General features: G+C 69.8%; 23 protein-coding genes. 15 read left to right on the top strand and 8 right to left on the bottom strand.

The window, feature by feature from the left end; translation table 11 throughout:
- Positions 1 to 29: 29 nt before the first annotated feature.
- Positions 30 to 845, top strand: coding sequence for an amidohydrolase family protein (locus tag OG194_RS43695; RefSeq protein WP_327406269.1), 816 nt, complete (start codon positions 30 to 32; stop codon positions 843 to 845).
- 10 nt (positions 846 to 855) lie between these two features.
- Here OG194_RS43695 and paaK read toward each other — a convergent pair whose 3' ends face one another.
- Entirely contained in the window at positions 856 to 2,154 is a 1,299-nt protein-coding gene (gene paaK, locus OG194_RS43700; RefSeq protein ID WP_327406270.1) for a phenylacetate--CoA ligase PaaK, read from the bottom strand.
- Positions 2,155 to 2,391: 237 nt separating this feature from the next.
- Here paaK and OG194_RS43705 point away from each other — a divergent pair, with 237 nt between their 5' ends.
- The 3 genes from OG194_RS43705 to OG194_RS43715 are packed head-to-tail and all read left to right on the top strand — an operon-like array spanning position 2,392 to position 4,284.
- Positions 2,392 to 2,598: a hypothetical protein gene (locus OG194_RS43705; RefSeq protein ID WP_327406271.1), complete on the top strand. Its 207-nt coding sequence runs from the start codon at positions 2,392 to 2,394 to the stop codon at positions 2,596 to 2,598.
- A gap of 46 nt (positions 2,599 to 2,644) precedes the next feature.
- Entirely contained in the window at positions 2,645 to 3,523 is an 879-nt protein-coding gene (locus tag OG194_RS43710) for an alpha/beta fold hydrolase (protein ID WP_327406272.1), read from the top strand.
- Between the two features lie 29 nt (positions 3,524 to 3,552).
- Positions 3,553 to 4,284 (top strand): alpha/beta fold hydrolase, encoded by a 732-nt coding sequence (locus OG194_RS43715; RefSeq protein WP_327406273.1) that lies wholly within the window; start codon positions 3,553 to 3,555, stop codon positions 4,282 to 4,284.
- Here OG194_RS43715 and OG194_RS43720 read toward each other — a convergent pair.
- Both OG194_RS43720 and OG194_RS43725 read right to left on the bottom strand, forming a co-directional pair.
- Complete coding sequence (locus OG194_RS43720) at positions 4,262 to 6,466, bottom strand: sulfatase (protein ID WP_442811760.1); 2,205 nt, start codon at positions 6,464 to 6,466, stop codon at positions 4,262 to 4,264. The two genes, OG194_RS43715 and OG194_RS43720, sit on opposite strands and share 23 nt — an antisense overlap.
- Positions 6,467 to 6,939: 473 nt before the next feature.
- Positions 6,940 to 8,559 carry an acyl-CoA synthetase gene (locus tag OG194_RS43725; RefSeq protein WP_327406274.1) on the bottom strand — a complete coding sequence of 540 codons (1,620 nt, stop codon included), beginning with the start codon at positions 8,557 to 8,559 and terminating at the stop codon, positions 6,940 to 6,942.
- Positions 8,560 to 8,726: 167 nt separating this feature from the next.
- Between OG194_RS43725 and OG194_RS43730 the strand changes: the two genes are divergently transcribed.
- The 5 genes from OG194_RS43730 (at position 8,727) to OG194_RS43750 (ending at position 13,149) form a co-directional block, all read left to right on the top strand.
- Complete coding sequence (locus OG194_RS43730; protein WP_327406275.1) at positions 8,727 to 9,527, top strand: crotonase/enoyl-CoA hydratase family protein; 801 nt, start codon at positions 8,727 to 8,729, stop codon at positions 9,525 to 9,527.
- 113 nt (positions 9,528 to 9,640) lie between these two features.
- Positions 9,641 to 10,597: an OB-fold nucleic acid binding domain-containing protein gene (locus OG194_RS43735; protein WP_327406276.1), complete on the top strand. Its 957-nt coding sequence runs from the start codon at positions 9,641 to 9,643 to the stop codon at positions 10,595 to 10,597.
- Complete coding sequence (locus OG194_RS43740) at positions 10,597 to 11,661, top strand: thiolase domain-containing protein (protein ID WP_327406277.1); 1,065 nt, start codon at positions 10,597 to 10,599, stop codon at positions 11,659 to 11,661. The genes OG194_RS43735 and OG194_RS43740 overlap by 1 nt, the downstream gene beginning before the upstream one ends.
- On the top strand, positions 11,658 to 12,824 hold the full coding sequence (locus OG194_RS43745; protein ID WP_327406278.1) for a thiolase domain-containing protein: 1,167 nt from the start codon (positions 11,658 to 11,660) through the stop codon (positions 12,822 to 12,824). The genes OG194_RS43740 and OG194_RS43745 overlap by 4 nt, the downstream gene beginning before the upstream one ends.
- Positions 12,825 to 12,906: 82 nt before the next feature.
- Positions 12,907 to 13,149: a DUF397 domain-containing protein gene (locus OG194_RS43750; protein WP_019057879.1), complete on the top strand. Its 243-nt coding sequence runs from the start codon at positions 12,907 to 12,909 to the stop codon at positions 13,147 to 13,149.
- A gap of 60 nt (positions 13,150 to 13,209) precedes the next feature.
- On the opposite strand, the gene OG194_RS43755 is transcribed toward OG194_RS43750, so the two are convergent.
- On the bottom strand, positions 13,210 to 14,178 hold the full coding sequence (locus OG194_RS43755) for an oxidoreductase (RefSeq protein ID WP_327406279.1): 969 nt from the start codon (positions 14,176 to 14,178) through the stop codon (positions 13,210 to 13,212).
- Positions 14,179 to 14,284: 106 nt separating this feature from the next.
- Here OG194_RS43755 and OG194_RS43760 point away from each other — a divergent pair, with 106 nt between their 5' ends.
- The 3 genes from OG194_RS43760 to OG194_RS43770 all read left to right on the top strand — a co-directional run bounded on the left by OG194_RS43760 (position 14,285) and on the right by OG194_RS43770 (position 16,346).
- On the top strand, positions 14,285 to 14,887 hold the full coding sequence (locus OG194_RS43760) for a TetR/AcrR family transcriptional regulator (protein WP_327406280.1): 603 nt from the start codon (positions 14,285 to 14,287) through the stop codon (positions 14,885 to 14,887).
- Positions 14,888 to 14,901: 14 nt separating this feature from the next.
- Positions 14,902 to 15,309 (top strand): PPOX class F420-dependent oxidoreductase, encoded by a 408-nt coding sequence (locus OG194_RS43765; RefSeq protein WP_327406281.1) that lies wholly within the window; start codon positions 14,902 to 14,904, stop codon positions 15,307 to 15,309.
- A 137-nt stretch (positions 15,310 to 15,446) separates the two neighbouring features.
- Complete coding sequence (locus tag OG194_RS43770) at positions 15,447 to 16,346, top strand: universal stress protein (RefSeq protein ID WP_327406282.1); 900 nt, start codon at positions 15,447 to 15,449, stop codon at positions 16,344 to 16,346.
- A gap of 143 nt (positions 16,347 to 16,489) precedes the next feature.
- On the opposite strand, the gene OG194_RS43775 is transcribed toward OG194_RS43770, so the two are convergent.
- Positions 16,490 to 17,497: a S66 peptidase family protein gene (locus OG194_RS43775; RefSeq protein WP_327407397.1), complete on the bottom strand. Its 1,008-nt coding sequence runs from the start codon at positions 17,495 to 17,497 to the stop codon at positions 16,490 to 16,492.
- 328 nt (positions 17,498 to 17,825) lie between these two features.
- On the opposite strand from OG194_RS43775, the gene OG194_RS43780 reads away from it, so the two are divergent.
- Positions 17,826 to 18,269, top strand: coding sequence for a hypothetical protein (locus tag OG194_RS43780; protein ID WP_327406283.1), 444 nt, complete (start codon positions 17,826 to 17,828; stop codon positions 18,267 to 18,269).
- A 34-nt stretch (positions 18,270 to 18,303) separates the two neighbouring features.
- On the opposite strand, the gene OG194_RS43785 is transcribed toward OG194_RS43780, so the two are convergent.
- Positions 18,304 to 18,975 carry a pyridoxine/pyridoxamine 5'-phosphate oxidase gene (locus OG194_RS43785; protein ID WP_327406284.1) on the bottom strand — a complete coding sequence of 224 codons (672 nt, stop codon included), beginning with the start codon at positions 18,973 to 18,975 and terminating at the stop codon, positions 18,304 to 18,306.
- 237 nt (positions 18,976 to 19,212) lie between these two features.
- On the opposite strand from OG194_RS43785, the gene OG194_RS43790 reads away from it, so the two are divergent.
- Complete coding sequence (locus OG194_RS43790; RefSeq protein ID WP_327406285.1) at positions 19,213 to 22,110, top strand: helix-turn-helix transcriptional regulator; 2,898 nt, start codon at positions 19,213 to 19,215, stop codon at positions 22,108 to 22,110.
- Positions 22,111 to 22,229: 119 nt separating this feature from the next.
- Positions 22,230 to 22,727, top strand: coding sequence for a hypothetical protein (locus tag OG194_RS43795; RefSeq protein WP_033280692.1), 498 nt, complete (start codon positions 22,230 to 22,232; stop codon positions 22,725 to 22,727).
- A gap of 7 nt (positions 22,728 to 22,734) precedes the next feature.
- Here OG194_RS43795 and OG194_RS43800 read toward each other — a convergent pair whose 3' ends face one another.
- Complete coding sequence (locus OG194_RS43800; RefSeq protein WP_327406286.1) at positions 22,735 to 24,705, bottom strand: N-acetylmuramoyl-L-alanine amidase; 1,971 nt, start codon at positions 24,703 to 24,705, stop codon at positions 22,735 to 22,737.
- A gap of 330 nt (positions 24,706 to 25,035) precedes the next feature.
- Positions 25,036 to 26,181 carry an aminoglycoside phosphotransferase family protein gene (locus tag OG194_RS43805; RefSeq protein WP_327406287.1) on the bottom strand — a complete coding sequence of 382 codons (1,146 nt, stop codon included), beginning with the start codon at positions 26,179 to 26,181 and terminating at the stop codon, positions 25,036 to 25,038.
- Positions 26,182 to 26,390: the final 209 nt, after the last annotated feature.

Genomic DNA, 26,390 nt, shown 5'->3' on the forward strand with positions numbered 1-26,390 from the left:
CCGAGTGGCCGGCCCGCTCAGGGAGACACATGATTCTCGACGCCCACAGCCATGTCCACGACCCGCTCGACGCCCATCTGTCGGCGCTCGACGCCGCGGGAGTGCACCGTACGGTGCTGTTCCCCACCCGCGCACACCCGGAACGGGCCGCCGATCTCGACTCCCTCCACGACGAAATGGGCGCGCTGGAACGGGCGTTGGCCGGCGGTTCCGGGGATGACGGATTCGCCCTGGCGTTGCGGGAGTTGGACGAGGCTCTCGCCGCACACCCCGACCGCTTCCTCGGTTTCGGCTCCGTCCCCCTCGGTCGCCCCGACGCCGAGATCGCGGCCCGGGTGGAGCGCGACGTGACCGGCCGCGGGCTGTACGGCATCGGAGAACTCACCCCGCCCCCGGACCGGGCGGCCCTCGTCGAACCGGTGCTCCGCGCGGCCCACGACCACCCCGGACTTCCCGTGGTCGTCCACGGCGCCGCGCCCACGACCGCGGCGGACGTGCGCACACTCGCCGACCTGGCCGCCCGCTACCCGAAGGTACCGCTGGTGATCAGCCAACTGGCCGGAGCCCACTGGATGTTGGCCATCGAGCTGGCCCGTGCCACCCCCAACCTGCACCTCGAACTCTCCACCGCGAACATCGTCTTCGCCGTCCGCCTCGCCATCCACGAACTCCCCACCCGCACCTTCTTCGGCTCGGACGCGCCCTACGGAGACCCGGTCGTCGCGCGCACGACGGTGGAACGGGTCACGTCTCCTGGCGAGGTGCGCGACCGGGTGCTGGGCGGGAATCTGGCGGAACTGCTGGGGCTGGGGCAACTGCCCGTATCGGGAGGGGCGTTCGGCTGACGGAGTCGGCTCAGGGCGTCCGCAGGTCCACGATCCGCCGGATCTTGCCCACGCTGCGCTCCAGCGACTCGGGCTCCACGATCTCGACCGCGACGGAGACGCCGATGCCGTCCTTCACGGCCGTGGTGATCGCGCGGGCCGCCGCGTCCCGGGTCTCGGGGTCGGCGCCGGGGCGGGCCTCGGCCCGTACCGTGAGGGCGTCGAGGCGCCCCTCGCGCGTGAGTCGGAGCTGGAAGTGGGGTGCGACGCCCGGGGTACGCAGGACGATCTCCTCGATCTGGGTGGGGAACAGGTTCACCCCGCGCAGGATCACCATGTCGTCACTGCGGCCGGTGACCTTCTCCATGCGCCGGAAGGCAGGCCGGGCGGTGCCGGGGAGCAGGCGGGTGAGGTCCCGGGTGCGGTAACGGATCACCGGCATGGCCTCCTTGGTGAGCGAGGTGAACACCAACTCGCCCTTATGGCCTTCGGGTAGGACTTCACCCGTGATCGGATCGACGACCTCCGGGAAGAAGTGGTCCTCCCAGATGTGCAGTCCGTCCTTCGTCTCCACACACTCCTGCGCGACACCCGGACCGATCACCTCCGACAGCCCGTAGATGTCGACCGCGTCGATCGCGAACCGCTCCTCGATCTCCAGCCGCATCTGCTCGGTCCAGGGCTCCGCCCCGAAGATGCCGACCCGCAGAGAGGTCCCGCGTGGATCGACCCCTTGCCGCTCGAACTCGTCGAGGAGCGTGAGCAGGTAGGACGGGGTCACCATGATGATCTCGGGCTTGAAGTCCTGGATGATCTGCACCTGGCGCGCCGTCATACCGCCGGACGCGGGGATGACCGTACAACCCAGTCGTTCGGCACCATAGTGAGCGCCCAGACCACCGGTGAACAACCCATAGCCGTATGCCACATGGACCTTGTCGCCGGGCCGTCCGCCCGCGGCGCGGATGGAACGGGCCACCACGTCTGCCCACATGGAAATATCGTTCTCTGTGTAGCCGACCACTGTGGGGCGTCCGGTGGTGCCGCTCGACGCGTGGATACGGCGGATGCGGTCCTCGGGGACGGCGAACATGCCGTACGGGTAGTTGTCGCGCAGGTCCAGCTTGGTGGTGAACGGGAAGAGAGCGAGGTCGGAGAGCGCGCGGCAGTCGTCCGGGTGGATCCCGGCCGAGTCGAAGGACCGACGGTAGAAGGGCACGTTCGCGTAGGCGTGCCGGAGAGAGGCCCGTAGCCGCTCCAACTGCAGTGTCCTGAGTGCGTGTTGGTCGAGCCGTTCCCCCGAGTCGAGCAGCTCCGCCGCGTCCGCCATCGGCGCACCTCTCCGTCAATCGTGCCATTTCGGACGACCGATCATTCGGTCGATGTGTGTGGGATCAGTAATCCAGTCCGCCGCCCGCCGAGGCAAGAGGTCTGCCCCCACTTTCTCGACGCGTCGCCCGGCCCAATGGCCACGTGGATCTTCGTCCGGAACTCCAGCCACCGTCCTTGTCCAGGGCGCGAGTTGAGGACCTCGGCCGCGCGACAGAGCGGATCGAGACCCTCTGCCTTGAAGGCCGCACGCCCGGCGTATCCGCGCGTGCCCGACATCACCCGCGACGAACTCGTCGAAGCCGTCCGCCGGGTCCTGGCCGGGGCTACGGGCACCGAGTACTACCTCCAGCTCTTCACGACGAACGTGGCGCGTCCGGCGGCCTCGGACCTGATCTCCATCCGCCGTCCGATCTCGCGGACGCCTGAGGAAGCCCGGACCTGAGGAACTGCCTTGCGGCGAGGCCCGGTTGGCGGTGAGGATCAGCCGCATGCCGACCTTCACCGCAACCGACGGCACCGAACTCGCCTACCACGTCCGGGGCGAGGGCGAGCCGCTGGTCGTTCTGCCCGGAGGGCCCATGCGCGCCTCCACGTACCTCGGCGACCTGGGCGGACTGGCCGCACACCGTCGGCTGATCCTGCTCGATCTCCGGGGCACCGGCGACTCCGCGGTGCCGGCCGACCGGACGTCGTACCGCTGCGACCGACTCGTCGACGATGTGGAAGTGTTGCGCGCCCACATGGGGCTGGACCATATGGATCTGCTCGCCCACTCGGCGGGCGGCAGCCTCGCGATGGTCTACGCGGCCCGGTATCCCGAGCGAGTCGCACGGCTGATGCTCATCACCGCCACTCCGTGGGCACTGGACATGCCGGCCACGCCGGAGGACCGGCGAACCGCCGCACGGTTGCGGAAGGGCGAGCCGTGGTTCGAGGCGGCCTACCCGGCGTTCGAGGCATGGCTCGCGGGCACGGGGGACTTCGACCCGGTCTTCGAGCCCTTCTTCTACGGCAGTTGGGATGCGGTAGCCGAGAAGCACTCCGCGCTCGCCGACGAGGAGTGCAACGACGAGGCCGCCGACCTGTACTTCTCCGAGGGCGCCTTCGACCCGCCCGCCACCCGGGCCGCCCTCGCGGACCTGCCCGCACCCGTGCTGGTCCTCGCGGGTGAGCTGGACGGCGGCCCCCGGCCCGGTCTCGCCCGCCGCGCCGCCGAGGTCTTCCCCAACGCGGAGTCGGCGGTCCAGCCGGGTGCCGGGCACTACCCGTGGCTCGACGACCCGGAGTGGTTCGTGCGCCGCGTCACCGCGTTCCTCGACGGGAGGCGGGAGCGGCGGGTCTCTGCCCTCGGCAGAGTAGGCGAATGACCCGGCGGCCCACCGGATACGTTCCCGGCATGGACACCGAGATCCGCTCCGTCAAGGCGAACGGCATCACCCTCGCCTACCGCGCCTGGGGCCCCGAAGACGCGTCGCCCGTCCTCCTGCTCCACTGCCGGGGCGCCGACGGCACCGACTGGACGCCGATCGCCGAACGGCTCGCCACCGGTCCCGTCCCGTACCGCGTGTATGCCCCCGATCTGCGCGGCCACGGAACCAGCGACTGGCCCGGCATCGAACCGGGCGCCACGGCGGAGACGTACGCCTACGAGTCGATGCGGGACGACATGCTCGCCCTCCTCACCACCCTCGGCATCGAACGCGCCGACGTCATCGGGCACTCCCTCGGCGGCATCGTCGCGTATCTGCTCGCGCAGGCGGCGCCCGGTGTTGTACGGAGGCTGGTTCTGGAGGACGTGCCCGCGCCGATGGCCTTCGATCCGCCCCGGCCGCCCACCGAACGACCGCCGGGGGAGCCGCCGTTCGACTGGGCCATGATCGAGGCGACCGACGCCAGAGCGAACGACCCCGACCCCATGTGGTGGGACCACATGGGGCGGATCACCATGCCTACGTTGGTGATTGCGGGTGGTCCCACCAGCGGGGTTCCTCAGGACCGGGTCACCGTGATCGCCGAACGGATCCCCGACGCGCGGCTGGTGACCGTGGACGCCGGACATCTCGTGCACGAGAACCGGCCGGAGGAGTTCCTCGCGGGGGAGCAGGTCACTTCGCGTAGGCCGTCATGAAGCGGTCCCGGAACTTGTCCATGCCCAGCACCGGTGCGCTGTCGGCGGGCTTGAGGCCGTCCGTCCAGCCCCAGCTGGAGATCTTGTCCAGCACCTTCGGGTCGTGGGCGACGATGGTGATCGGCACGTCCCGGTCGGCGGTGCCACCGGTGACCGTCGGGACGGGCTGGTGGTCGCCGAGGAAGACGAGAACGGTGTTCTTGTTGCCGTAGCGCTGGACCCACTGGGTCAGGCTGTCCACGGAGTACTGGATGGCCTTGCGGTACTCGGTCCGCACGCGCTTCGCGCTCTTCCAGACCTCCGTCGGGTTCGTGCCCTCCTTCTTGATCTGGTTGAAGATCGTGCCGTCGCCGAGCTGGTTCCAGGGGATCGTGTGGGCGATCGGCGACCAGGGGTTGTGGCTGGACGCCAGGATGATCTCCGCCATGATCGGGTCGCGGTTCTTCTTGCCGTACTCCAGCTTCTCGAAGGACTCCAGGCTGAACTGGTCCGGCACCGGCGTCCAGCTGAAGTACGGGCCGTTGTAGCCGAGATGCGTGGAGTCGTAGATGTTGTCGAGGCCGAAGTACTTGCCCTCGGGCCAGGACTTGCGCACACCGGGGACGATGCCGACCGTGCGCCAGGCGCCGGTCTTCTGGAAGTAACTGGTGAGGGTCGCGCGGGTGCTGGTCGTCACGGTCCGGTACCGCTGCTGGTTCTTGATCCACAGGCCGGACAGGAACGTCGAGTGGGCCAGCCAGCTGCCGGCGCCCGTCACCGGCGACCTGAGCCACGCGCTGCGCGACGAGAAGCCGGCCGCCTTCAGCCGGGCGTCGCCCGCCGTGAGCGTCTTGTCCATCTCCGGTGCCATCGTCGGGTCGTCGAGCGCGACCCGGCCGTAGCTCTCGATGAAGGTGAACAGCACGTCCTTGCCGCGCAGTCCGGTCAGCAGCTGGTTGGGCGGGGTCTTCGCGAACGCGTCGACGGTGAGCTGCTTCTTGAAGACGTCGGCGTCGCCCAGGCCCTCGCGGACGTACTTCACCCGGTTGCTGAAGAACTGGCTGTAGCCCTTGGTGGCGAGGGTGACTCCGCCGACCTGCACGCTCAGGGTGAAGCACATGATCCACGCGACACCGAGGACAAGTGTGGTGCGTACGGCCGTGGGGCGGTGGCCGGCCATCACGTCCGCCAGCCGCACCATCGCGAGCGCGCTGCCCGCGAGCACGGCGATCAGCAGCACGATCACACCGACAATCGCGAGCACCTCGCCCGAGCGACCGAACGAGTCCTTCATCCAGTCCGCCGCGTCGCTCAGCAGCACCCAGTCGAAGACCAGGTCGAACGGCCGTGCCAGCGTCTCGTAGAAGCCCATGTCGAGGCACTTCAGCACGGTGGACAGCCCGACGAACGCACCCAGCACGACGGCGGTGACCCGCCGGGCCCGCGACGGCAGCGCGAGCAGCACGACCGCGAGGACGATCAGTTCCACGGGCAGCCGGAGGAACGACTGGAACGTCATCCGATCGAGCCGGTCGGGCACGACGAGCGCGACGAGCAGCAGCGCACCGGCCAGCACGCTCGTGCCCACGCCTACGGCACGTGCGGTACGGGGGTAGCGGTGGCGCCAGCCGAACCAGCCTGCGCGGAGGGGGAGTTGGGAGGGTTGCTCGGTGGGGTCGGTGGGGTCGGTGGGCGCGGCGGACCGCGCGAGCTCAGCGGGCTTGGGGGACCCCGGAGGCTCAGCGGTCTCGCCGGGGGTGGCTGACTTTGCGGGGTCAGCGGGTGCGGTGGAGTCTGGAGTCTCGCCGGGTTCGGCGGAGTCTGTTGAGTCGCCGGTCTTTGCGGTCTTGCCGGGTTCGGCGGACTCTGTGGGGTCTGCGGATTCCGTTGGCTCGGCGGTACTTGAGGAGTCGTCGGGCATCGCGGATGCAGGAGACTCGCCGGACTCGCCGGACTCGCCGGACTCGCCGGACTCGCCGGACTCGCCGGACTTGGCAGGCGTGGCGGAGTCAGCGTGTTCGGCGGGCTCTGTGATCTCGCTGGGCTCTACAGGCTCCGCACGCTGGGCGGATTCGGCAGGCTTGGCGGAACGCGTGGGCTCAGTGGTCTCGCCGGGCTCGCCGGGCTCGCCGGGCTCGCCGGGCGCGGCAGACTCGACGGACTCCGCGTCCTCGTCGGACCGTGCGTGCTCGGCAGACTGCACAGGTTCAACGGGCTCGTCGGACCCTGCGGGCTCGGCTGTTTCGGCGGGGTCAGCGGCCTTGGTTGACTCCGGAGCGTCGGATGATTCATCCGCGCCGGCAGAGCCAGCCGCATCGGCCGACTCGGCTGCGTCGGCCAATGCCGACGGCTTGTCCGCGTCGGCTGATTCGCGTGTCTCCGTCGCGTCCACCGAGCCGCGTGCCTCGGGTGCGTCCGCCGAGTCGCGGGGCTCGGGTGGGTCCTGTGGTTCGGACGGTGCGGCGGCCTCCGTCGCCGCTGTCGGGTCGGTCTCCCCAGAGGCCTTCTGATCCGGCAGTGGGTGAGAGCGAGTGAAGAGCGGCACCCGAACGTCCTTCCGTGCTGAGCCCGGTGACGGCACAGCGGACCTGGCCCGGGCCACCAGATTCGTCACCATCGGTACGGCCGCACGCTACCGTCAGTTCAATCCGGCCTGCTCATTGACCCACTGTTGACTCACTGATCTGCGGCGACCACCACCTCCCGCGCCCACCGGTAGTCCGCCTTGCCGCTCGGCGACCGTTGGATGGAGTCCGCGATCACCAACTGGCGCGGGATCTTGTACCCGGCGAGATGGGTACGGCAGTGCGTCTGGATCGCGTCCAGCGACGGCCGTTCCGCACCCGCCCGCAGTTGTACGACGGCGGCCACATGGTTGCCCCACCGCACGTCCGGCACCCCGGCCACCAGCGCGTCGTAGACATCCGGATGCGACTTGAGCGCCTGCTCGACCTCCTCCGGATACACCTTCTCCCCACCGGTGTTGATGCACTGCGAGCCACGGCCGAGGACCGTGACGACGCCTTCCTCGTCCACGGTCGCCATGTCGCCGAGCAGGACCCACCGCTGACCGTCCTTCTCGAAGAAGGTCTCGGCGGTCTTCCTCGGGTCGTTGTAGTAGCCGAGCGGTACGTGACCGCACTGGGCGACCCGGCCGATCTCACCGACGGCGACCGGTTCGTACGTAGCCGGATCTACCACCTGCGTACGGGAGTTGACGCGGATCCGGAAGGACTTCCCGGCCCCGGAGTCGGCCGTCGCCGTGCCGTTGAAGCCGGACTCGGACGAACCGTAGTTGTTCAGCAGCATCGTGTTCGGGAGCAGCTCCTGGAACTGCCTGCGTACCGTCTCCGACATGATCGCGCCGGACGACGACACGCTGAACATCGACGAGCAATCGGTGCCCTTCATCGGCCCGTTGAGGGCATCGATGAGCGGGCGCAGCATCGCGTCGCCGACCAGGGACATGCTGGAGACCTTCTCCTTCTCCACGGTCCGCAGCACCTCCTCCGGCACGAACTTGCGGTGGATCACGATGCGTTGGCCGAAGTTGAAGCCGATGAACGCGGTCAGCGTGGAGGTGCCGTGCATCAGCGGGGGAGTGGGGAAGAACGTGATCCCCGCCCCGCCGGCCGCGACCCGCTCGGCCAACTCCTCGGGTTTCTTGACCGGTTCACCGGTCGGCGCACCACCACCGAGCCCCGAGAAGAACAGGTCTTCCTGACGCCACATCACACCCTTGGGCATCCCGGTCGTGCCGCCGGTGTAGATGATGAACTGGTCGTCCGCCGACCGCGCGGGGAATCCGCGCCCGGGAGACCCGGTGGCCTCGGCGTCCGCGAAAGCCACGGCGGGCACGTCCGGCCCGTCCGCCTGGGGTGCTCCCACCCGTACCAGGTGCCGGAGTTGCTCCGCACGAGGCAGCGCGGCCGCCACCCGCTCGGTGAACTCCGTGTCGAAGACCAGCGCCACGAGGTCGGCATCCCGGTAGAGGTACACCAACTCCTCTTCAACATAACGGTAGTTGACGTTGACCGGCACGACCCGTGCCTTGAGGCAGCCCAGCACCGTCTGCAAGTACTCGACGCCGTTGTAGAGATGGAGCCCGAGGTGCTCACCCGGGCGTATCCCGGTGTCGATCAGGTGATGGGCGATCCGGTTCGCGGCCGCGTCCAACTCCGCGTAGGTCAGGCGGCGTTCCGCGCCCGTGCCCGGGTGGTCGATGTACACGAGCGCCTCGCGGTCCGGGACCACGTCGACGACCGACTCGAACAGGTCGGCAATGTTGTACTCCACCACTCCTCCTGACGTCGGTTCGCCGGTCATCAGAGCAAAGGGCGCGGCAACTGTGAAGGGTCCGCGCAGAAGAAATCTGACTGAGTGTCAGAAACCCCTTGTACTGGCAGGGCGCCTCCTGCAACCTGTTCTCGTTCCGGAGGCGGTACGGCGACGGGAGGACGACCATGAGCGGTACGGAACACCTGACCGTGCGGCGCGAGGGCGCCACACTGGTGCTCACGCTCAACAGGCCCGAGGCCAAGAACGCGCTCTCGTTGCCGATGCTGGTCGGTCTCTACGACGGCTGGGTCGAGGCCGACGCGGACGACGCGATCCGGTCGATCGTGCTGACCGGGGCGGGGGGTGCGTTCTGTGCGGGCATGGACCTCAAGGCCCTTGCCGGCAAGGGGATGGAAGGGCAGGAGTATCGGGATCGGCTCACGGCTGATCCGGATCTGCACTGGAAGGCGATGCTGCGGCATCACCGGCCCCGCAAGCCTGTGATCGCCGCCGTTGAGGGGTATTGCGTGGCCGGCGGTACGGAGATCTTGCAGGGCACCGATATTCGGGTTGCGGGGGAGTCGGCGACCTTTGGGTTGTTCGAGGTGAAGCGTGGGTTGTTCCCGATCGGGGGGTCGACTGTGCGGCTTCAGCGGCAGATTCCGCGTACCCATGCCTTGGAGATGCTGCTTACCGGGCGGCCGTACAGCGCGCGGGAGGCGGCGGACGTTGGTCTGGTCGGGCATGTCGTTCCCGACGGTGCGGCTCTTGACAAGGCGCTGGAGATTGCCGAACTCGTCAATTCGTGTGGGCCGTTGGCGGTTGAGGCGGTCAAGGCGTCGGTGTATGAGAGCGCCGACATGACGGAGACGGAGGGGCTCGCCGCTGAGCTCAAGAGGGGGTGGCCGATCTTTGACACCGCCGATGCGAAGGAAGGGGCCCGTGCGTTTGCGGAGAAGCGGGCGGCTGTTTACAAGCGGGCGTAGGTGCCCTGCGGGGTTGGTCCGTTTGTGTCTGCGGGTTCGTTGTGGCTGGTCGCGCAGTTCCCCGCGCCCCTGGGTGGGGACGCGCGGGCCCAGTTGTTCAGTTAGGAGATGTCGTGCCCGAAGTGCTCAAAGCTCCCCTCGTCCTCGAATTTCCCTTCACCCGCTCCCTCGGGCCCGTCCAGAGTGCGTTCCTTACCGGGCTGCGTGAGCGCGTCGTCCTCGGGGTGAAGACCGGTGACGGGCGGACGCTGGTCCCTCCCGTCGAGTACGACCCCGTTACCGCCGAGGAGATTCGCGATCTCGTCGAGGTCGGTACGACCGGTACGGTCACCACCTGGGCCTGGAACCATGAACCCCGGCGCGGTCAGCCACTCGACACGCCCTTCGCCTGGGTTCTGGTCCGGCTCGACGGGGCCGACACCGCTCTCCTGCATGCCCTGGACGCGCCCGGCCCCGATGCCGTCCGCACCGGTATGCGCGTCCGCGTTCGCTGGGCCGAGGAACGCACCGGTGCCATCACGGACATCGCCTGCTTCGAGCCGTACGAGGGTGATGGCGATGGTGACGAGGGACGCCAACCCGCCGCCCACAGTGGTGAGTTCGAGGACATGGTCACCGGCATCGTGGCGCCCGCGCGCCTCGACTACGTCTACTCGCCCGGCCGTGCCCAGACCGACTACATCCGCGGGCTCTCCGACCAACGGACCGTCGGCGAACGCTGCCCCTCCTGTCGCAAGGTGTACGTCCCGCCGAGGGGTGCGTGTCCCACATGTGGTGTGGCCACATCGGAACATGTCGAAGTGGGGCCGCGCGGCACAGTCACCACGTTCTGCATCGTCAACATCAAGGCGAGGAACCTCGACATCGAGGTGCCGTACGTCTACGCGCACATCGCTCTCGACGGCGCCGACCTCGCGCTGCACGGGCGCATCGGCGGGATTCCGTATGACCAGGTGCGCATGGGGCTGCGGGTCGAGGCGGTGTGGAGCGAGGGGGGCCGCTATCCGGATCACTACCGGCCGACCGGCGAGCCCGACGCGGACTACGACGTCTACAAGGAGCTGCTGTGATGCAAGGAGCTGCCGCGATGCGGGAGATCGCCGTCATCGCCTTCGCGCAGACCGACCACCGGCGCACCACCGACGAGCTCTCCGAGGTGGAGATGCTGATGCCGGTCCTGCACGGCGTCCTCGAACAGACCGGGCTGAAGACCGCTGACATCGACTTCACCTGCTCCGGTTCCAGCGACTACCTCGCCGGCCGCGCCTTCTCCTTCACCCTCGCCCTCGACGGCGTCGGCGCCTGGCCGCCGATCTCCGAGTCGCACGTCGAGATGGACGGCGCCTGGGCGCTCTACGAGGCGTGGACCAAGCTGCTCACCGGTGACGCGGACACCGCGCTCGTCTACTCGTACGGCAAGTCGTCCCCGGGCTCGGTGCGCGACGTCCTGACCCGGCAGCTCGACCCGTACTACGTCGCCCCGTTGTGGCCGGACTCCGTCGCCCTGGCCGCCCTCCAGGCCCAGGCGCTCATCGACGCGGGCGACACCGACGAGCCCGCGCTCGCCGCCGTCGCGGCCCGCAGCCGGACGGACGCGAGCGCCAACTCCCATGCGCAGGTGCGGGGTTCGGTGCCGCAGGGCGACTATGTCGTACGGCCGCTGCGCACCGGCGACTGTCCGCCGGTCGGCGACGGAGCCGCCGCCGTGATCCTCGCGGCCGGGGACCGGGCCCGTGAGCTGTGCGAACGGCCCGCCTGGATCAGGGGGATCGACCATCGGATCGAGGCGCACGGCCTGGGCGTACGGGAGTTGACCGACTCGCCGTCCACGCGGCTCGCCGCCGAAAAGGCCGGTGCCTTCGAACGGCCAGTCGACACCGCCGAGTTGCACGCGCCGTTCACCGCACAGGAGGTCGTCCTGCGCAAGGCGCTGCGCCTCGGTGACGACGTGCGCGTCAACCCGTCCGGGGGTGCCCTCGCCGCCAACCCCGTCATGGCCGCCGGGCTCATCCGCATCGGCGAGGCCGCCGCCCGCATCCACCGGGGCGAGTCCGACCGGGCCCTCGCCCACGCGACCTCCGGCCCCTGTCTGCAACAGAACCTGGTCGCCGTACTCGAAGGGGATCCGCGATGAGCAAGGAGCCCGTGGCCGTCGTAGGGATCGGTCAGACCAAGCATGTCGCCGCGCGGCGGGACGTGTCGATCGCGGGGCTGGTGCGGGAGGCGGCCCAACGGGCGCTGGACGACGCCGAGTTGACGTGGGCCGACATCGACGCCGTCGTCATCGGCAAGGCGCCCGACTTCTTCGAGGGCGTCATGATGCCCGAGCTGTATCTCGCGGATGCGCTGGGCGCCGTAGGGAAGCCGATGCTGCGGGTGCACACCGCCGGGTCGGTGGGCGGGTCGACCGCGCTCGTCGCCGCGAATCTCGTCGCGGCCCGCGTGCACGGCACGGTCCTCACGCTGGCCTTCGAGAAGCAGTCCGAGTCGAACGCCATGTGGGGGCTGTCCCTGCCGATTCCCTTCACGCAGCCGTTGTTGGCAGGTGCGGGCGGGTTCTTCGCGCCCCACGTACGCGCCTATATGCGGCGTACCGGGGCGCCCGACACGGTCGGCTCCCTGGTGGCGTACAAGGACCGGCGCAACGCGCTGAAGAACCCGTACGCGCATCTCCACGAGCACGACATCACGCTGGAGAAGGTCCAGGCCTCGCCGATGCTGTGGGACCCGATCCGGTACTCGGAGACCTGTCCGTCCTCGGACGGTGCCTGCGCGATGGTGCTCACCGACCGGGCGGGCGCGGCTCGCGCACCACGTCCGGCGGCCTGGATGCATGGGGGCGCCATGCGGAGCGAACCCACACTGTTCGCCGGAAAGGACTGTGTGTCGCCACAGGCCGGCAAGGACTGCGCCGCCGACGTGTACCGGCAGGCCGGGATCGCCGATCCGCGCCGCGACATCGATGCCGTGGAGATGTACGTGCCGTTCTCCTGGTACGAGCCCATGTGGCTGGAGAACCTCGGATTCGCCGAGGAGGGGGAGGGGTGGAAGCTCACCGAATCGGGCGTGACCGAACTGGACGGCGACCTTCCCGTGAACATGTCAGGGGGTGTGCTTTCCACCAATCCGATCGGCGCCTCGGGCATGATCCGTTTCGCGGAGGCCGCCCTTCAGGTGCGCGGCCAGGCCGGAGAACACCAGGTGGAGGGGGCCCGGCGGGTTCTCGGGCACGCTTATGGCGGCGGATCGCAGTTCTTCTCGATGTGGCTCGTGGGCAGCGAACCACCCGCCTCCTGAAAGGTCCCCCTCACGTGGCCTGTTGGCATCAGAAACCGATCGCTAGGCTGGCCGCGGACGACGAATCGGGAGGAGCACGGACGTGGCCGAGAGCACCATCCAGCAGCACCCGCTTGCGGGCTGGGACAAGCCGGAGCTGGACCTCAGTGACGCCGATTGGCACTCAGGCAGCCGTGGACTGGGGGATGTCCAGATCGCTTTTGTCGAGGGATTCATCGCGATGCGCAACAGCGGCCGCCCGGAAAGCCCTTCCTTGATCTTCACGCCCGCGGAATGGGGCGCGTTCGTGTCGGGGGCGCGGGAAGGGGAGTTCGACCTCACCTGAAGGTGACGGCTCCCCGGCGAATCATCGGGGACGTGCGCACAGGCATCTTCAGCCCGGCCCTCACTCGTGAGGGTGGCGGCCGGGCTGCGTGCCCGCTGGAAACTCGATGCCGGTCATCTCCTGGGAGAGCGCCCACAGGCGGCGTTGCAGCTCCGTGTCGTACGACTGCGGGCTGGAGCGGACCACCTTGGGGTACCCCTTGCTCTGCTGGAATCCGCGCGGGCCGTAGTACTCGCCGCCTTGTACGTCCGGGTCGGTCGCGGCGCGCAGCACGGGCAGTGCACCCCTCTCGGGGGATTGCAGGAGCAGCGGTCGGATCGCCGCGAAGGCTGTGCGGGTGAGGGCCGAGGAGTGTGACATCGCGCTCCGGGAGCCGGTGGTGTCGGCGCCGCCGGGATGCGCGGCGACGGCCAGCGGCCCGCCTGCGGGCAGTCTGCGGTCGAGCTCGTAGGTGAACAGCAGGTTGGCCAGCTTGGAGTGTCCGTAGGCGGCGGTCCGGTCGTAGGGGCGTCTGCGCCAGTCGAGGTCGTCGAGATCGATCGGGCCACCCATGCGGTGCCCCGCGCTGCTGACGTTGACGACGCGGGAGGCGGGCGAGGGCGGCAGCAGGTCCAACAGCAGCCCGGTCAGGGCGAAGTGGCCCAGATGGTTGGTTCCGAACTGGAGCTCGTAGCCGTCCGAGGTGGTCCGGTGCGGGGTGTACATCACGCCGGCGTTGTTGATCAGCAGATCGATCCGGGCGTAGGTGTCTCTCAGCTCCCCGGCCGCGTCACGGACCGAGGCGAGCGAACTCAGGTCGAGCCGCTGGACGTGCACCCGCGCGGTCGGCGCGACGAGAGTGATCTCCTCCGCCGCGCGCTTGCCCTTGTCGGTGTCCCGTACCGCCAGGACGACCTCTGCCCCGCGCAGGGCGAGGGCCTTGGCCGTCTCGAATCCGATGCCGGTGTTGGCACCTGTGATCACGGCGGTGCGGCCGTGCTGGTCGGGGATGTCCCGGGCTGTCCAGTGCGTGGGGTTCGATCCGGTCATGGGTTCCTCCAGAAGTCGTACGGGGACTGGGCGGTCGCGAGGGGACACGTCCGTCGGCGAAGGTGAATGCCATTCACCTATGGTTAATAGTGTTAACCTTGTCGGCATGGCAGTCAAACGGCGCCCCACCGGCACCCACCACGGAGACCTGCGCAACGCGCTGGAGGGGGCGGCCCTCGCGCTGGTCGGCGAGCGAGGCCCGCACGGGTTCACCCTCGCCGAGGCGTGCCGGCGGGCCGGGGTGAGCGTGTCGGCCCCCTACAAGCACTTCAGCGACCGGGAGGCACTGCTGGTCTCGCTGGCTCTGAAGGGCTACCAGGAGCAGCGCCGCCGCTACCGCACCGCGCTGGCCGCGCACTCGGACCCGGTCGAGCAGTTGGCGGCCTTCGCGACCGCCTACGTGCGGTTCGCCGCCGAGGAACGCGCGCTCTTCGACATCACCTTTCTGGCGGGCCTCGACAAGAGCCGGCACCCCGAACTGGCCGCGGCGGGAGGTGCCCTGCACGACGACCTGATGCCCGTCACCAGCCGTATCGCCCCCGACCTGGACGAGGCGTTCGAGCTGCTCGTCCAGGTCGCCGCGGCAGCCCACGGTCTGGCCCTGTTCCAGCAGCAGGACATGCTGCCCGGCCCCTGGAACACCCGGTCCTCCGTCGAGGAACAGGCCGCGCGCACGGCCCGTGCCCTCGCCGGCCGGAAAACCCGCTAGCCCTGGAGACCCGCATGGCCACCCCGCGCACCGACTTCGACCAGGCTCTCGACCGCATCGGCAGGGGCAGCCACGTCAGCCTCACCACCTTCCGCCGCAACGGCCAGGCCGTCCCCACCCCCGTCGGCGGCCTCGTACGGGACGGCACTCTCTACGTCCTGACACCGCCGGAGACCGGGAAGGTCAAGCGGATCCGCAACAACCCTCAAGTGACCATCGCCCCCTGCAACATGAAGGGCACAGTCCCCGCCGACGCACCCGCCGTGCGGGCGACCGCCCGGCTCCTGGATCCCGCGGAGACCGCCCGCGTCCAGGAGATGATGAGGCGACGCTTCTTCATGTACCGCCTGGTGCACCTCCTCGACCGAGTCCTGGGCCGCGAACGTCGACTCGTCGCCATCGCCGTCACCGTCGACGCGTGATCGGCACGCAGTGAGTACGTGGGGGTGTCGGACCTGATTTTCCGGACACGCGACCTTGAGAACCCATGTGGAGCGGGTGCCTGAGCCAGGCTGGCCCCGGAGGGGAAAGGTCCCGTCAACCCAGAGGTGAGGAACCCATGAGCACCCTGCCGGTCATCGCGGCGGTCGACGGTTCGGACGACAGCCTGCGCGCCCTGGACTGGGCCCTCGACGCGGCCCGTGGACGCGGGGCGCCGTTGCGGGTCGTCCATGTGTGGCAGTACGCCGCCGCGTGGACACCGCCCGGCGTCCTGGTCGCCGGGCCGCCGGACCCGGACGAGGTGCTCGACCAGGTGCGTACGTATGTCGAAGGGCGGGCCGACCGGCCGGTCATGGAGTACCTCCGGTTGCAGGGCGCACCGGGCGCCGTCCTGCCCGAACTCGGTTCCACCGCACAGCTGTTGGTGCTCGGCTCGCGTGGCCGCGGCGGCTTCGCCAGCCTGCTGCTCGGTTCCAACGGCATGGCCGCCGCCCGCGATGCCGACTGCCCCGTGGTCGTGGTGCCCCGGCCCGGCCGCGAGGTCCACGGCGCGATTCCGGCCGAACCCGGACCCCGCGTGGTCGTCGGCCTGCACGTGGACAGCCCCGACGAGACCACCCTTGCCTTCGCCTTCGCCGAGACCGCCCTGCGCGGAGCCCGTCTCCAGGTTGTCGCCGCGTACCCGTGGCCGCCGCAGGCCTGGGCTTCCCCCGGCGAACTCCTCCCGCCGGTCATCGACCAGGGCGCCATCGAGAACGAGACCCGCACCCTCACCGAGGCCCTCCTCGCCCCGCACCGCGAACACCACCCGGACATCCGGACCGAGCCGTACATCGCCCCGGGCGACGCGGCCGGCCACCTCGTCGCCGCCTCCAAGGACGCCGACCTCGTCGTCGTGGGCCGCCATCGCCGCCGCCTGCTGTCCCCGGCCCGGTTGCTCGGTTCGGTCACCCAGGCGGTGCTGCTGCACGCGGCGAGCCCGGTCGCGGTGGTGCCGCCGACGGCGTTGGAGGTGTGAGCAAGTCCCTTGTCTCTATGGTGACTTGGGTCGGCCGGCAATGGGCAGCGGCTGTCGAGTGATCCGGCGGGGCGGACGCGGTGCGGGCGTGATTCCGCATGATCCTGAAGCAGCGCGCCGTTCGCGTTGCTCAGCCGACCGGATCAGCCGACCGGATCGGTCACCGTGGACGGGCGTACCGCCGGTTCGAGCAGCGACAGGGTCCGCTGCCGCGCGTCAAGGGCGACGCGGATGCCGACCGGCATCGGCAGATTCGGGCCTGCGTGTCCGAACTCGACGTTTCCCAGGACCGGGATGTCGCGGTCACCGAGGACGTCGAGGACGATCTCGCGCAGGGTAGGGGACGCGTCGGGCGAGTGGAGTCCGTCGATCGCGTTCGGGATGCCCACGACCATGCCGGCGATTCGATCGAGGATGCCGGCGTGCCGCAGTACCTGTAGATAGCTCCATACATGCGATGCGTGGCCGCCCGACTCCTCCCAGAACAGCACCGCGCCGTCGAACCGTTCGAGCGGCAGTGCGTAGGGCGTCGCCTGCGCCAGCACGATGCGGTTGATCACCCCGCCGATCAGCCGGCCCTCGGTGCGACCGGCACGCCAGCACTCCCACGAGGGGGCGGCCGGCAGCATACCGATCGGTTCCGTACTGGTCAGCAGCGTCGAGTAAAGCTTTTCGAGTTCCGCCCTGCGTGCGACGGGCGCGGCCTGCCAGTGTCCGCCGAGTCCAGGGGTGGCCAAGTCGGTATGGAAACCGACCAGACCCGTTTGCGCGTAGAGCACCAGATGCAGCAGCGAGATGTCGCTGTAGCCGAGGATCGGCTTGGGGTCGGCCCTGATCGCCTCGACGTCGATCAGGTCGAGGTAGCCGAGCGCCGTCTGGCCGCCGTCATGCGCGATGACGGCGCGCACCTCAGGATCACGCAGAAGAGCATTGAACTCCGTCGCGATCTCCACCGGCGACGCCGCGCTCCACCAGCGGTGCCGCCCCACTTCGAGCAGCGGCGACCGACGCACGCGGAACCCCATCCGCTCAAGCACGACCTCCGCCTGCTCCAGGTCGGGCTCGTACACGGCGTGGAGCGGTCCGGACAGCGATGCGACAACGACGAGATCTCCGGGCCGCAGAGCACGAGGTCGAAGCGGTTGAGGCAACTCGGCAGGGATCACCGAGGCAGTCTTTCGACGGCCTCGGCAACGTGCCACCCATTTACCGATCACCTGCCCAACCCGTCTTTGTCTGCCCTTTGGGCAAAGGTCGTTGAGCGTTTAAGGAAGTGATCCATATGCTCCCCCGGTTCGGACATGATCCCCATCAGGGGTGAAGTCCACAAAGGCGCAGGGGGCACGTGTGTTGCAGGCCAGACGTACCCGGCGCCGACCTCTGACGCTCGCTGTCGTGCTCTTCTCGGTACTCGCGTTGCCCGGATCCGATGCGAGTCCGGCGAGTTCCGCTCCTGCCGCAGGGCACGCTCTCACGGCGGTGGGTCCACCCTCTGTCGGGATTCTGGGTGTTCCCGACGCCAAGCTCGGAAGCGTCTGGAGATTCGCCTTCCCGCTGTTCGTCAACAAGTCCAAGTCGACGGTCCGGATCACCTCGGTGCGGCTGGCAGGCGTTCCGGCCGGTGCGCAGGTCGAGGGATACCCGCTCTACTCCATGAAGGACACGAACGGATACGTCCTGGACAGCGAGGAGGAGGACAAGAACATCCCGGGATCCAGGGACATGACCTCAATGCCCAACTACGTCGGCAAGCCCATCGTGATACGTAGTCACCAGGACAGCGGCGACTACTACTTCATGGTGACGGTCAAGATTGTCGGGCGTATCAAGAAGCATCTCGGCGACTGCCGGGTGAACTACACGCAAGGCAGCACCACCTACACCCAGAAGGTGTTCTGCGAGTACGCGCTCGACATGAAGTGACCACCGGCACAGCCAACAGACGCCAAGTCACCGATCACGGCCACAACAACTGCTTACGCCACCCTGAACCCTGGCCCGCGCCCCCACCCTCACGGACATACACAAGCCGCGTATGCCGACGTTCCTTGTCTCCCTGCCAGAACTCGACCGACTCCGGGCGCACGGTGTGCAACGTCCAGCCAGGTGCCACGAGGTCCGGCTCGTCCTCAAGTCGCTCCAGGGACTCCTTGACCGCCGCGTCCCGTTCCGCGAGGTCCGCCAACGGCTGCGACTGGCGGCCGACCAGCGCCTCCGCGCGGGCGCCGGTGCTCCGCGCCAGGAAGTCCGCCGCGCTGTCCGCCTCGCCCGCTGCCATGACGGGACCGCGCACGCGGATCTGACGGGCGAGCGGCGACCAGTAGAACGTCAGGGCTGCGAAAGGGCGTTGGGCGAGATCGCGGGCCTTGACGCTGCCGCCGTCCGACGCGAAGCGCCAGCCGTCGGGGCCAACGCCCTTGAGGATCAAGGTCCTTGCCGTCGGGTTGCCGTCGGCGCCGGCCGTCGAGACCGTCATCGCGTGCGGCTCGCGCACACCGGCCTCCATCGCCCCCAGCAGCCACTCGGTGAACAACTCGGACGGGGTGTCCGGCGCGGCCAAGGGATCGAAGGTGGGCAGTTCGCCCGCGAAGACCTCCAGTTCGCGCAGCAGTTGACGTAGATCGTCCATCGACGTTCGCCTCCGAGACTGAGGGGGAGATCAGTGATCCCATCGTCCGTCTCGGGCGGGACTTGATCAAGTGGGGACCGTGTCTCCGCCGTCACTGGTAGCACAGGAGAACCGGCCGGTACGCCTTCGTCGACTACCGGGTCGCGCGACCCTCGGGAAGCGTACGCTGAGGTCCCTGTAGCTCACGGTGCGCGTTCGCTCCCCGCGCGGGCGCACCACCGTGGCAGGGGGTATGGCATGGGGCAGCGGAGTGCACGCAGCAGAAGGACACTCTTCGAACGGGAGAGTGAACTCGCCGCCGTGGACGAGGCGTTGGGCGAGCTGACAGGTCTGCGTACGGACGGCGGCGAACCGGGAGACCGGCCGCGCGGTGCCCTGCTCGCCTTCGCGGGACGGGCCGGCATCGGCAAGACCACCCTCCTCGCCGAAGTGCGCCGCCGCGCCGCCGCCCACGGCTGCACCGTGCTCTCCGCGCGCGGCGGCGACCAGGAACAGCGCGTCGCCTTCCACGTCGCCCGACAGCTCCTGCAACCGCAGTTCGCCGGCTCGGCCGACGCCGATCTCCGCTCCTCGCTGGGGAGTTGGTACGACATCGTCGGCCCCGCCCTCGGCCTGTGCGCGCCCACCGAAGGTTCCCCGCCCGACCAGCAGGGTCTGCGCGACGGCCTCGACTGGGTACTCACCCACCTCGCGGTGAAACGTGCCCCGATGGTCCTCGTCCTCGACGACGCGCACTGGGCCGACCCCGAATCCCTGGGCTGGCTGGCCGCGTTCGCGCCTCGCGCCGAGCAACTCCCGCTGCTGGTCGTGGTCGCCTACCGGCCCGACGAACTCCCCGACCACGCCGAGTCGTTGAGGGGACTGCCCGGCCGGGCCGGCGGACGCCCCCTCGACCTCGAACCGCTCAGCGTCGCCGCCGTAGCGGACCTGGTACGGGAGACGCTCGGCGAGCACGCCGACGACGCGTTCTGCCACGAGTGCTGGGCCGTCACCGCCGGGAACCCCTTCGAGACCGTCGAACTCACCGCCAAGATCCACGACCGGGGCCTGAACCCCACCGAAGCCGGGGCCTACCAACTGCGCGACCTCGCCGCCGCCGTCAAGGGCAGCGGCCTCACCACCCGCCTCGAACGCCTCGGCACCTCGACCGTCCGCTTCGCCTGGGCCTGCGCGGTCCTCGGCACCGAGCCGCATCCGATGCTCGCCGCCGCCGTCGCCGGACTCGGCCACGAGGAGGCCGCCGACGCCGTCGACGCACTGCGCGGCGCCCGCATCCTCACCGGCACGTTGACCGCCGTGGGCACCCTCGAATTCGTCCACCCGCTCATCGCCACCGCCGTCTACCGGGCCATCCCGGCCGGCGTCCGCGTGGCCCTGCACGGCCAGGCCGCCTGGTGCGTCATCAACGAGGGCCAGGGTCCCTCCTCCGCCGCCCGCCACCTCATGGAGACACACCCCGACGGCGACAACTGGGTGGTCCAGCAACTCCGCGCGGCCGCCGGCGAGACCCTGCGGGCTGGCGCCCCCGACACCGCCCGCAGCTACCTCGCCCGCGCCCTGCGCGAACCCCCGCCCTTCGACGACCGGGCCGCCGTCCTGTACGAACTCGGCAGCGCCTCCCTGCTCACCGAACCGGCGACCACCGTCAACCACCTCCGGGCCGCCCTCGAAGAACCGATCAGCGACGCCGGTCTGCGCCAGAACATCGTCTACCGCCTCTCCCAGGTCCTCGCCCACAGCGACCGCCTCGCCGAGGCCTCCGACACCCTCGCCCGCGAGATCCGCGTCACCGGCGACGCCCGGGTCAAACTCCGCATGCTCTCCGAGCAGTTCATGTGGGACGCCTTCCGCGCCGACGAACCCGACCACCCCTCCCGCTCCCGCCGCCTCGCCAAACTCGCCGACCGACTCAAGGGCCGCGACCTCACCGAGCGGTACATCATCGGCCTCCGCACCTGGGACGCCGTACTCCGTGGTGAACCCGCACATGTGGCCCTGCACCATGCCGAACGCGCATTGAGTGGTGGTCTCGGCTGGGCGGAGGCCGACCGCGGGTTCGAGGTGCCGGTGCTGGTCGCCCTCACCTTCATGTACTGCGACCGGCCGGGCCGCGCCGAGGAACTCTTCGCCACCGGCATCGCCGACTTCGAACAACAGGGCTGGCGCGGCGCCCACCTGTCCTTCGGGTACACCTTCCTCGGCTACCTCCGCTACCGGCGCGGCCGCCTCGCCGAGGCCGAGGACTTCGCCCGCGCGGGCCTGCGCCTGGCCGAACGTGTCGGACCCGGCACCCCCGTCTACTGGTACGGCACCGGCATCCTCATCGAGGTCCTGCTGGCCCGCGGCCGGGTCGCGGAAGCCGTACAACTCGCCGAGGACCACGCCTTCGCGGAACCCTTCCCGGCCGCCGTCGTCTTCCCGGACGCGCAGACCGTGTACGGCGAACTCCTCCTGGCCCGTGGCCTCGCCAAGGAGGCGGCGGCCGAACTGGCCGCCGCCGGCCGCCGTTTGGACCCGCGCGGCATCCGCAACCCCGCGTGGTGCCCCTGGCAGCTCCACCTCGCCCGCGCCGAACGCCACGACACCCCCGAGCGTGCCGTCGTCACCGCCCACGAAGCGGTCGCCCGCGCCCGCCAGTTCGGCACCCCGTCCGCCATCGGCCAGGCTCTGCGGATCGCCGCCGAGGTCTCCACCGGCTCGGCCCGTGCCAAACTCCTGGAAGAGTCCGTCACCCACCTCGAACGCTCCCCGGCCGCCTACGAGTTGGCCTGCGCCCTCGTCGCCCTGGGCGCCGAACTCCGCCGAGTAGGGAGGTCCAAGGAAGCCGGCGACCACCTCTACCGAGGCCTCGACGCAGCCGTCCAATGCGGCGCAGACGGCCTCGCGGACACGGCCCGAGCCGAACTGGCCGCAGCGGGCCTACGTCCCCGCCGCCTCCACAGCACCGAGACAGACACCCTCACGACCCAGGAACGCGCCGCCGCAACCCTGGCGGCCGACGGCCACACGGACGCCGAGATAGCCGTAGAACTCCAGACGGACGAACAAACGGCAGTACGCCTCCTGTCAGCCGCCTACCGAAAACTGGGCACAGACCACACAGGCCTAGAAACGGCACTGATCAAACCAACGTAAGGCCGACCCCCTAGGGGCGCGAGGAACTGCGCGACCAGCCCCCACGCACCGGCACCCGACCACGCACCCGGCACTGAACCACGGCCCCATCGCCGAACGGCACCCCGTACCATGGCTTCATGTCGTTCCTCCGCCGCCGCAGCGCCACCCCCGCCGGCCCCGAATTCGATGTGCTGGCCATGGACCCGGGCGACTGGCCCGGCAACCTGGGTGCCGGTCTGCTGCCCGCGCCCGACGGCACCTGCCAGGGCGTGTTCCTGCGGTACGACCTGTTCGGCGGCCGCGGCCCCGCGATGGTCATCGGCAATCTGCCGGAGGGCTCCCCGGCCCGTGACGTCGCCGAGGACGAGATCCCGTTCGAGGTCGCGCAACTGCTCCTCGCGCTGGAGAACGACGAGGAGGTGACCGTCGTCGGCGTCGAGGACATGCCGGTGATGCAGGGCGACAACCTGCTGATCGTGCGCCGCCTCAAGCTCTCCGAGAGCCGGATCTCCTGCGTCCAGTTCGACCGCAGCGACAACGTCCTGGTCACCATCGCCGCCTGGGACCGCCCCATCACGGACGACCTCTACGCCCTGCTGAAACCGCTCCCGGCGGAACTGTTCCAGCAGGGCTGAGGCACGGCTAGCGGCTCGACCGCTCCACCGTCACGTCGGCGGCGCGCACGAACTCCACCCGGTGGCCGTACTGGATCTCGTAGTAGAGATCCTTTCCTACGACGACCTTGTGCGAGTCGGTGGTGAAGGTGACCGCGTAGTAGTACTCGCCGGGCACCTTGTCACCGACCACGTACTTCTGGCCCTTGAGCAGTTTGTACGGCAGCGGGGAGATCGCCTGGGCGGGTACTCCCGTCGGATAGGCAGAGGCCTCCGGGTAGGCGCGGCCGTACACCGGGACGCTGTCCGCACCGTCCTTCGGCGTCACCACCAGACCGGCCGCCTTCACCGCGGTGGGCTGCTTCTTCGGGTTCTTGAACCAGGCCTCCTGTCCCAGGTACCAGATCGCGGTCCAGTCCCCGGAGCGGTCGGCCACCGCGTACTGCTGCCCCGTGGACACCCGTGAGGAGAGGTCGTTGACCCCGGTGGTCGGGGTCGTCCCGAGGCCGATGTCCTTGATCAGCGGGTAGGTCTCGCCGGGCCCGGAGTACAGCCGGACCTCGCTCGACCCGTGCACCGCGCACGGCTGGCCGGCGGTGACGCAGCCCGTGTACACCGGCTGGTTGCGGGCGTAGTCGGGACGGATGGTCACCAGGCCGCCGCCCTTCTTCGCGGTCTGCTTGACCGGGTGGCCCAGCAGGTCGAAGTAGTGCGCCCAGTCCCAGTACGGGCCCGGGTCGGTGTGCATCCCGGGGACCGTGGACGTGGTCGGCCCCGGCACGTTGTCGTGGCCGAGGATGTGCTGCCGGTCCAGCGGAATGCCGTACTTCCTGGTCAGGTACGACACCAGTCGCGCCGACGAGCGGTACATCGCCTCCGTGTACCAGGCGTCCGGCGCCGCGAGGAAGCCCTCGTGCTCGATGCCGATCGACTTGGCGTTGATGTACCAGTTGCCCGCGTGCCAGGCCACGTCCTTGGCCTTCACATGCTGGGCGATGAGACCGTCGGTGGAGCGGATCGTGTAGTTCCACGACACATAGGTGGGGTCCTGGACCAGGTTCAGGACACCGGCCCACTGGCCTTCCGTGTCATGGATGACGATGTACTTGATGCTCTGCGACGCGGGCCGGTCGCCCAGGTCGTGGTTGCCGTAGTCGTCGTCCCCGAACCGGGAGTACGGCGCGGGGATCCACTCGCAGGACACCTTCTTGGGGCACTCGGTGCCGTCGGCGGAGACCGTGCGCAGGCCGGTCTCCCTCAGCTGCGCGGTGTCGGGCGCGAGGTCCGGCTGGGCGGCCAGGGCGACCTGCTGCCCGGCGTCCGTGGTGCGCGCCTCGCCGGTGTGGATCACGTCGTAGACATCGTTGGCATACGCGGCCGCGGTCGCCGTGTCGTCGGCGCCGGAGAAGCGCGCGATCGCGCCGTACCAGTCGGCCGGATCAGCGCTCAGCGACTCACCGAGGCCCTTCTGGGCGTCGGCCAGCAGTGCGGCACCGCCGGCCACATTGGCGCTCCCGTCGGTACGGAGGTCGGTCGCCGGAAGGCCGGTCAGCTCGGCCGCCTTCGTCAACGTCTTGAGCCGGGCCGGGAGTTGGGAGTCCGCCGGGATCTGCGCGGTGGGATGCAGGGCGGTGCGGGCGCTGTCGCCGCGGGGGTCCTCGGAGCCCTCGCTCAGGTGCTCCGTCGCGGCGAGGGCGGTGCGGGCGTCCGTGAGGTGCATCGGGCCGTAGCCGCCGGTCACGCTCGGCGCTCCGCCGTGGGTGTCCCAGCGGGACTGGAGGTAGGAGACGGCCAGCAGCACCGTCTGCGGCACGTGGTACTCGGCGGACGCCGACGCGAACGCCCGCTGGAGGGTGGCGGCGGAGGAGTCGGTGGGACTCGCCGAGGGGGCCGCCCCCAGCAGGGGCAGCAGCAGGGCGGCGGTGGCGAGCGCGCCTGCGGACCGGCGCGCGCGTCTGTGTCCGGGAGAGCGGGTGGGGTCGGTCGAGGTTCCTCGCAATGCAGCCTCCTGGGACGGTGGGATTGTCATGAACCGTGCGGGGCCGGGCGTGCGTCAGTGGTACCGGCTGGCCGACGATCCGTCAATCATGCCCAGAGGAAGGCGATTTCCCATGTCAACGGGGGATGCGAGGAATTTCGTGGCGGTGGTGTCCGGGCCTGCGGGGCGTCAGTGGAGTACACCAATGGGGGAGTGCGGCGGGGCCCTGGAAGAGACGGGGCCCCGGCAGATATATATAGGCCGGACACATAGAGGTCGGCCATATGTCGGCCGGACACACGACGGTCCGCGGTGCGCCGCTGCAGGGCGCACCGCGGACCGTCGTCCCCGTCAGCGAGTGCCGACCGCCGCACGCACGGCCCGTCGGGCCATCTGGCAGTCGTCGTGCAGCCGCCTCAGCAGCAGCCGCTGTTCCTCGCCGGACGGCGCAGCACCCGGGTGGGCCACCACTCCCGGTGCCGCCGGGGCCGAGTCGTGCATCGAACGCTGCACGGCCATCTCGTAGGTACGGATCTCGCGGGTCAGCACCAGCATCAGGTTCACCAGGAACGCGTCACGCGACGCCGGTCCCGCCGACTGCGCGATCTGACTGATCTGCCGCCGGGCCACCGGAGCGTCCCCGAGGACCGCCCACAGCGTGGCCAGGTCGTAGCCCGGCAGGTACCAGCCGGCGTGCTCCCAGTCCACCAGCACTGGACCGGCCGGTGAGAGAAGGATGTTGGACAGCAGGGCGTCACCGTGACAGAACTGGCCCATCCCGCCGCGGCCCGCCGAGTGCGCGATGCCGTGCAGCAGCTTCTGCAGGTCTCCCATGTCCCGGTCGGTGAGCAGCCCCAGCTCGTGAAAGCGGGAGATACGGGCCGCGTAATCCAGCGGGGCGTCGAACGTGCCCGCCGGCGGCCGCCAGGCGTTCAGCCGGCAGATGGAGCCGAGCGCCGCCCGGATGTCCGCCCGCGGCGGGGCCTCCGCCGGGTGCCGGTGCAGCGCCGCCACCCGGCCCGGCATCCGCTCGATGACCAGCGTGCAGTTGTCCGGGTCCGCCGCGATCAGCCGCGGCACCCGCACCGGCGGGCGGTGCCGGACGAACGAGCGGTAGGCCGCTATCTCGTGCCGGATCCGCTCGGCCCACGCGGGGGAGTGGTCCAGTAAACACTTCGCGACGGCCGTGCTGCGTCCGGTCGTTCCGACCAGGAGCACGGAGCGCCCGTTGCGGCGTAGCACCTGCACCGGAGCGAACTCCGGGCAGATCCGGTGCACCGACGCGATCGCCGTACGCAGCTGGGCGCCCTGAGGGCCGGACAAGTCGAGTCTCCCGCTGAGGGGTTGGGGGCCGAGCCCGGGAACGCGCCGCGGCCTGCCCGCACCGAGCACGGGGGCGGCCGCCGGCCGCGCCGGGTCGAGGTAGGGGCCGCCGGCGCCCGGGCGGGGGTGCAGCGACCGGGGCGGGGCGGACACGGAGGACGATGCTGTGTACATGGGAGATACAGATCCCTTCGTGTGCCTGCAGTGCCTGTCCAAACAAGCGCGCTGCCCGGCCCGGTCCCACGGGATCACCCTGGGGAATGTCCCTCGGTGACCGGGTCGGGGTGGCGCGTTCCTACCTGACACCAGATGCGCAGTGGCACACCATCTGGCGCACCCTGGCGAACCCTGGCGAATAGTCGCCCGGCAACCCGCGCCGGGCT

The sequence above is a fragment of the Streptomyces sp. NBC_01288 genome, from assembly GCF_035982055.1.
In the GTDB taxonomy this organism is placed as follows: Bacteria; Actinomycetota; Actinomycetes; order Streptomycetales; family Streptomycetaceae; genus Streptomyces.

Coding starts and splice junctions, on each gene's coding strand:
- OG194_RS43695 (WP_327406269.1), top strand. CDS start 30: ATGATTCTCGACGCCCACAGCCATGTCCACGACCCGCTCGACGCCCAT.
- paaK (WP_327406270.1), bottom strand. CDS start 2,154: ATGGCGGACGCGGCGGAGCTGCTCGACTCGGGGGAACGGCTCGACCAA.
- OG194_RS43710 (WP_327406272.1), top strand. CDS start 2,645: ATGCCGACCTTCACCGCAACCGACGGCACCGAACTCGCCTACCACGTC.
- OG194_RS43715 (WP_327406273.1), top strand. CDS start 3,553: ATGGACACCGAGATCCGCTCCGTCAAGGCGAACGGCATCACCCTCGCC.
- OG194_RS43730 (WP_327406275.1), top strand. CDS start 8,727: ATGAGCGGTACGGAACACCTGACCGTGCGGCGCGAGGGCGCCACACTG.
- OG194_RS43740 (WP_327406277.1), top strand. CDS start 10,597: ATGCAAGGAGCTGCCGCGATGCGGGAGATCGCCGTCATCGCCTTCGCG.
- OG194_RS43745 (WP_327406278.1), top strand. CDS start 11,658: ATGAGCAAGGAGCCCGTGGCCGTCGTAGGGATCGGTCAGACCAAGCAT.
- OG194_RS43755 (WP_327406279.1), bottom strand. CDS start 14,178: ATGACCGGATCGAACCCCACGCACTGGACAGCCCGGGACATCCCCGAC.
- OG194_RS43760 (WP_327406280.1), top strand. CDS start 14,285: ATGGCAGTCAAACGGCGCCCCACCGGCACCCACCACGGAGACCTGCGC.
- OG194_RS43765 (WP_327406281.1), top strand. CDS start 14,902: ATGGCCACCCCGCGCACCGACTTCGACCAGGCTCTCGACCGCATCGGC.
- OG194_RS43770 (WP_327406282.1), top strand. CDS start 15,447: ATGAGCACCCTGCCGGTCATCGCGGCGGTCGACGGTTCGGACGACAGC.
- OG194_RS43785 (WP_327406284.1), bottom strand. CDS start 18,975: ATGGACGATCTACGTCAACTGCTGCGCGAACTGGAGGTCTTCGCGGGC.
- OG194_RS43790 (WP_327406285.1), top strand. CDS start 19,213: ATGGGGCAGCGGAGTGCACGCAGCAGAAGGACACTCTTCGAACGGGAG.
- OG194_RS43795 (WP_033280692.1), top strand. CDS start 22,230: ATGTCGTTCCTCCGCCGCCGCAGCGCCACCCCCGCCGGCCCCGAATTC.
- OG194_RS43805 (WP_327406287.1), bottom strand. CDS start 26,181: ATGTACACAGCATCGTCCTCCGTGTCCGCCCCGCCCCGGTCGCTGCAC.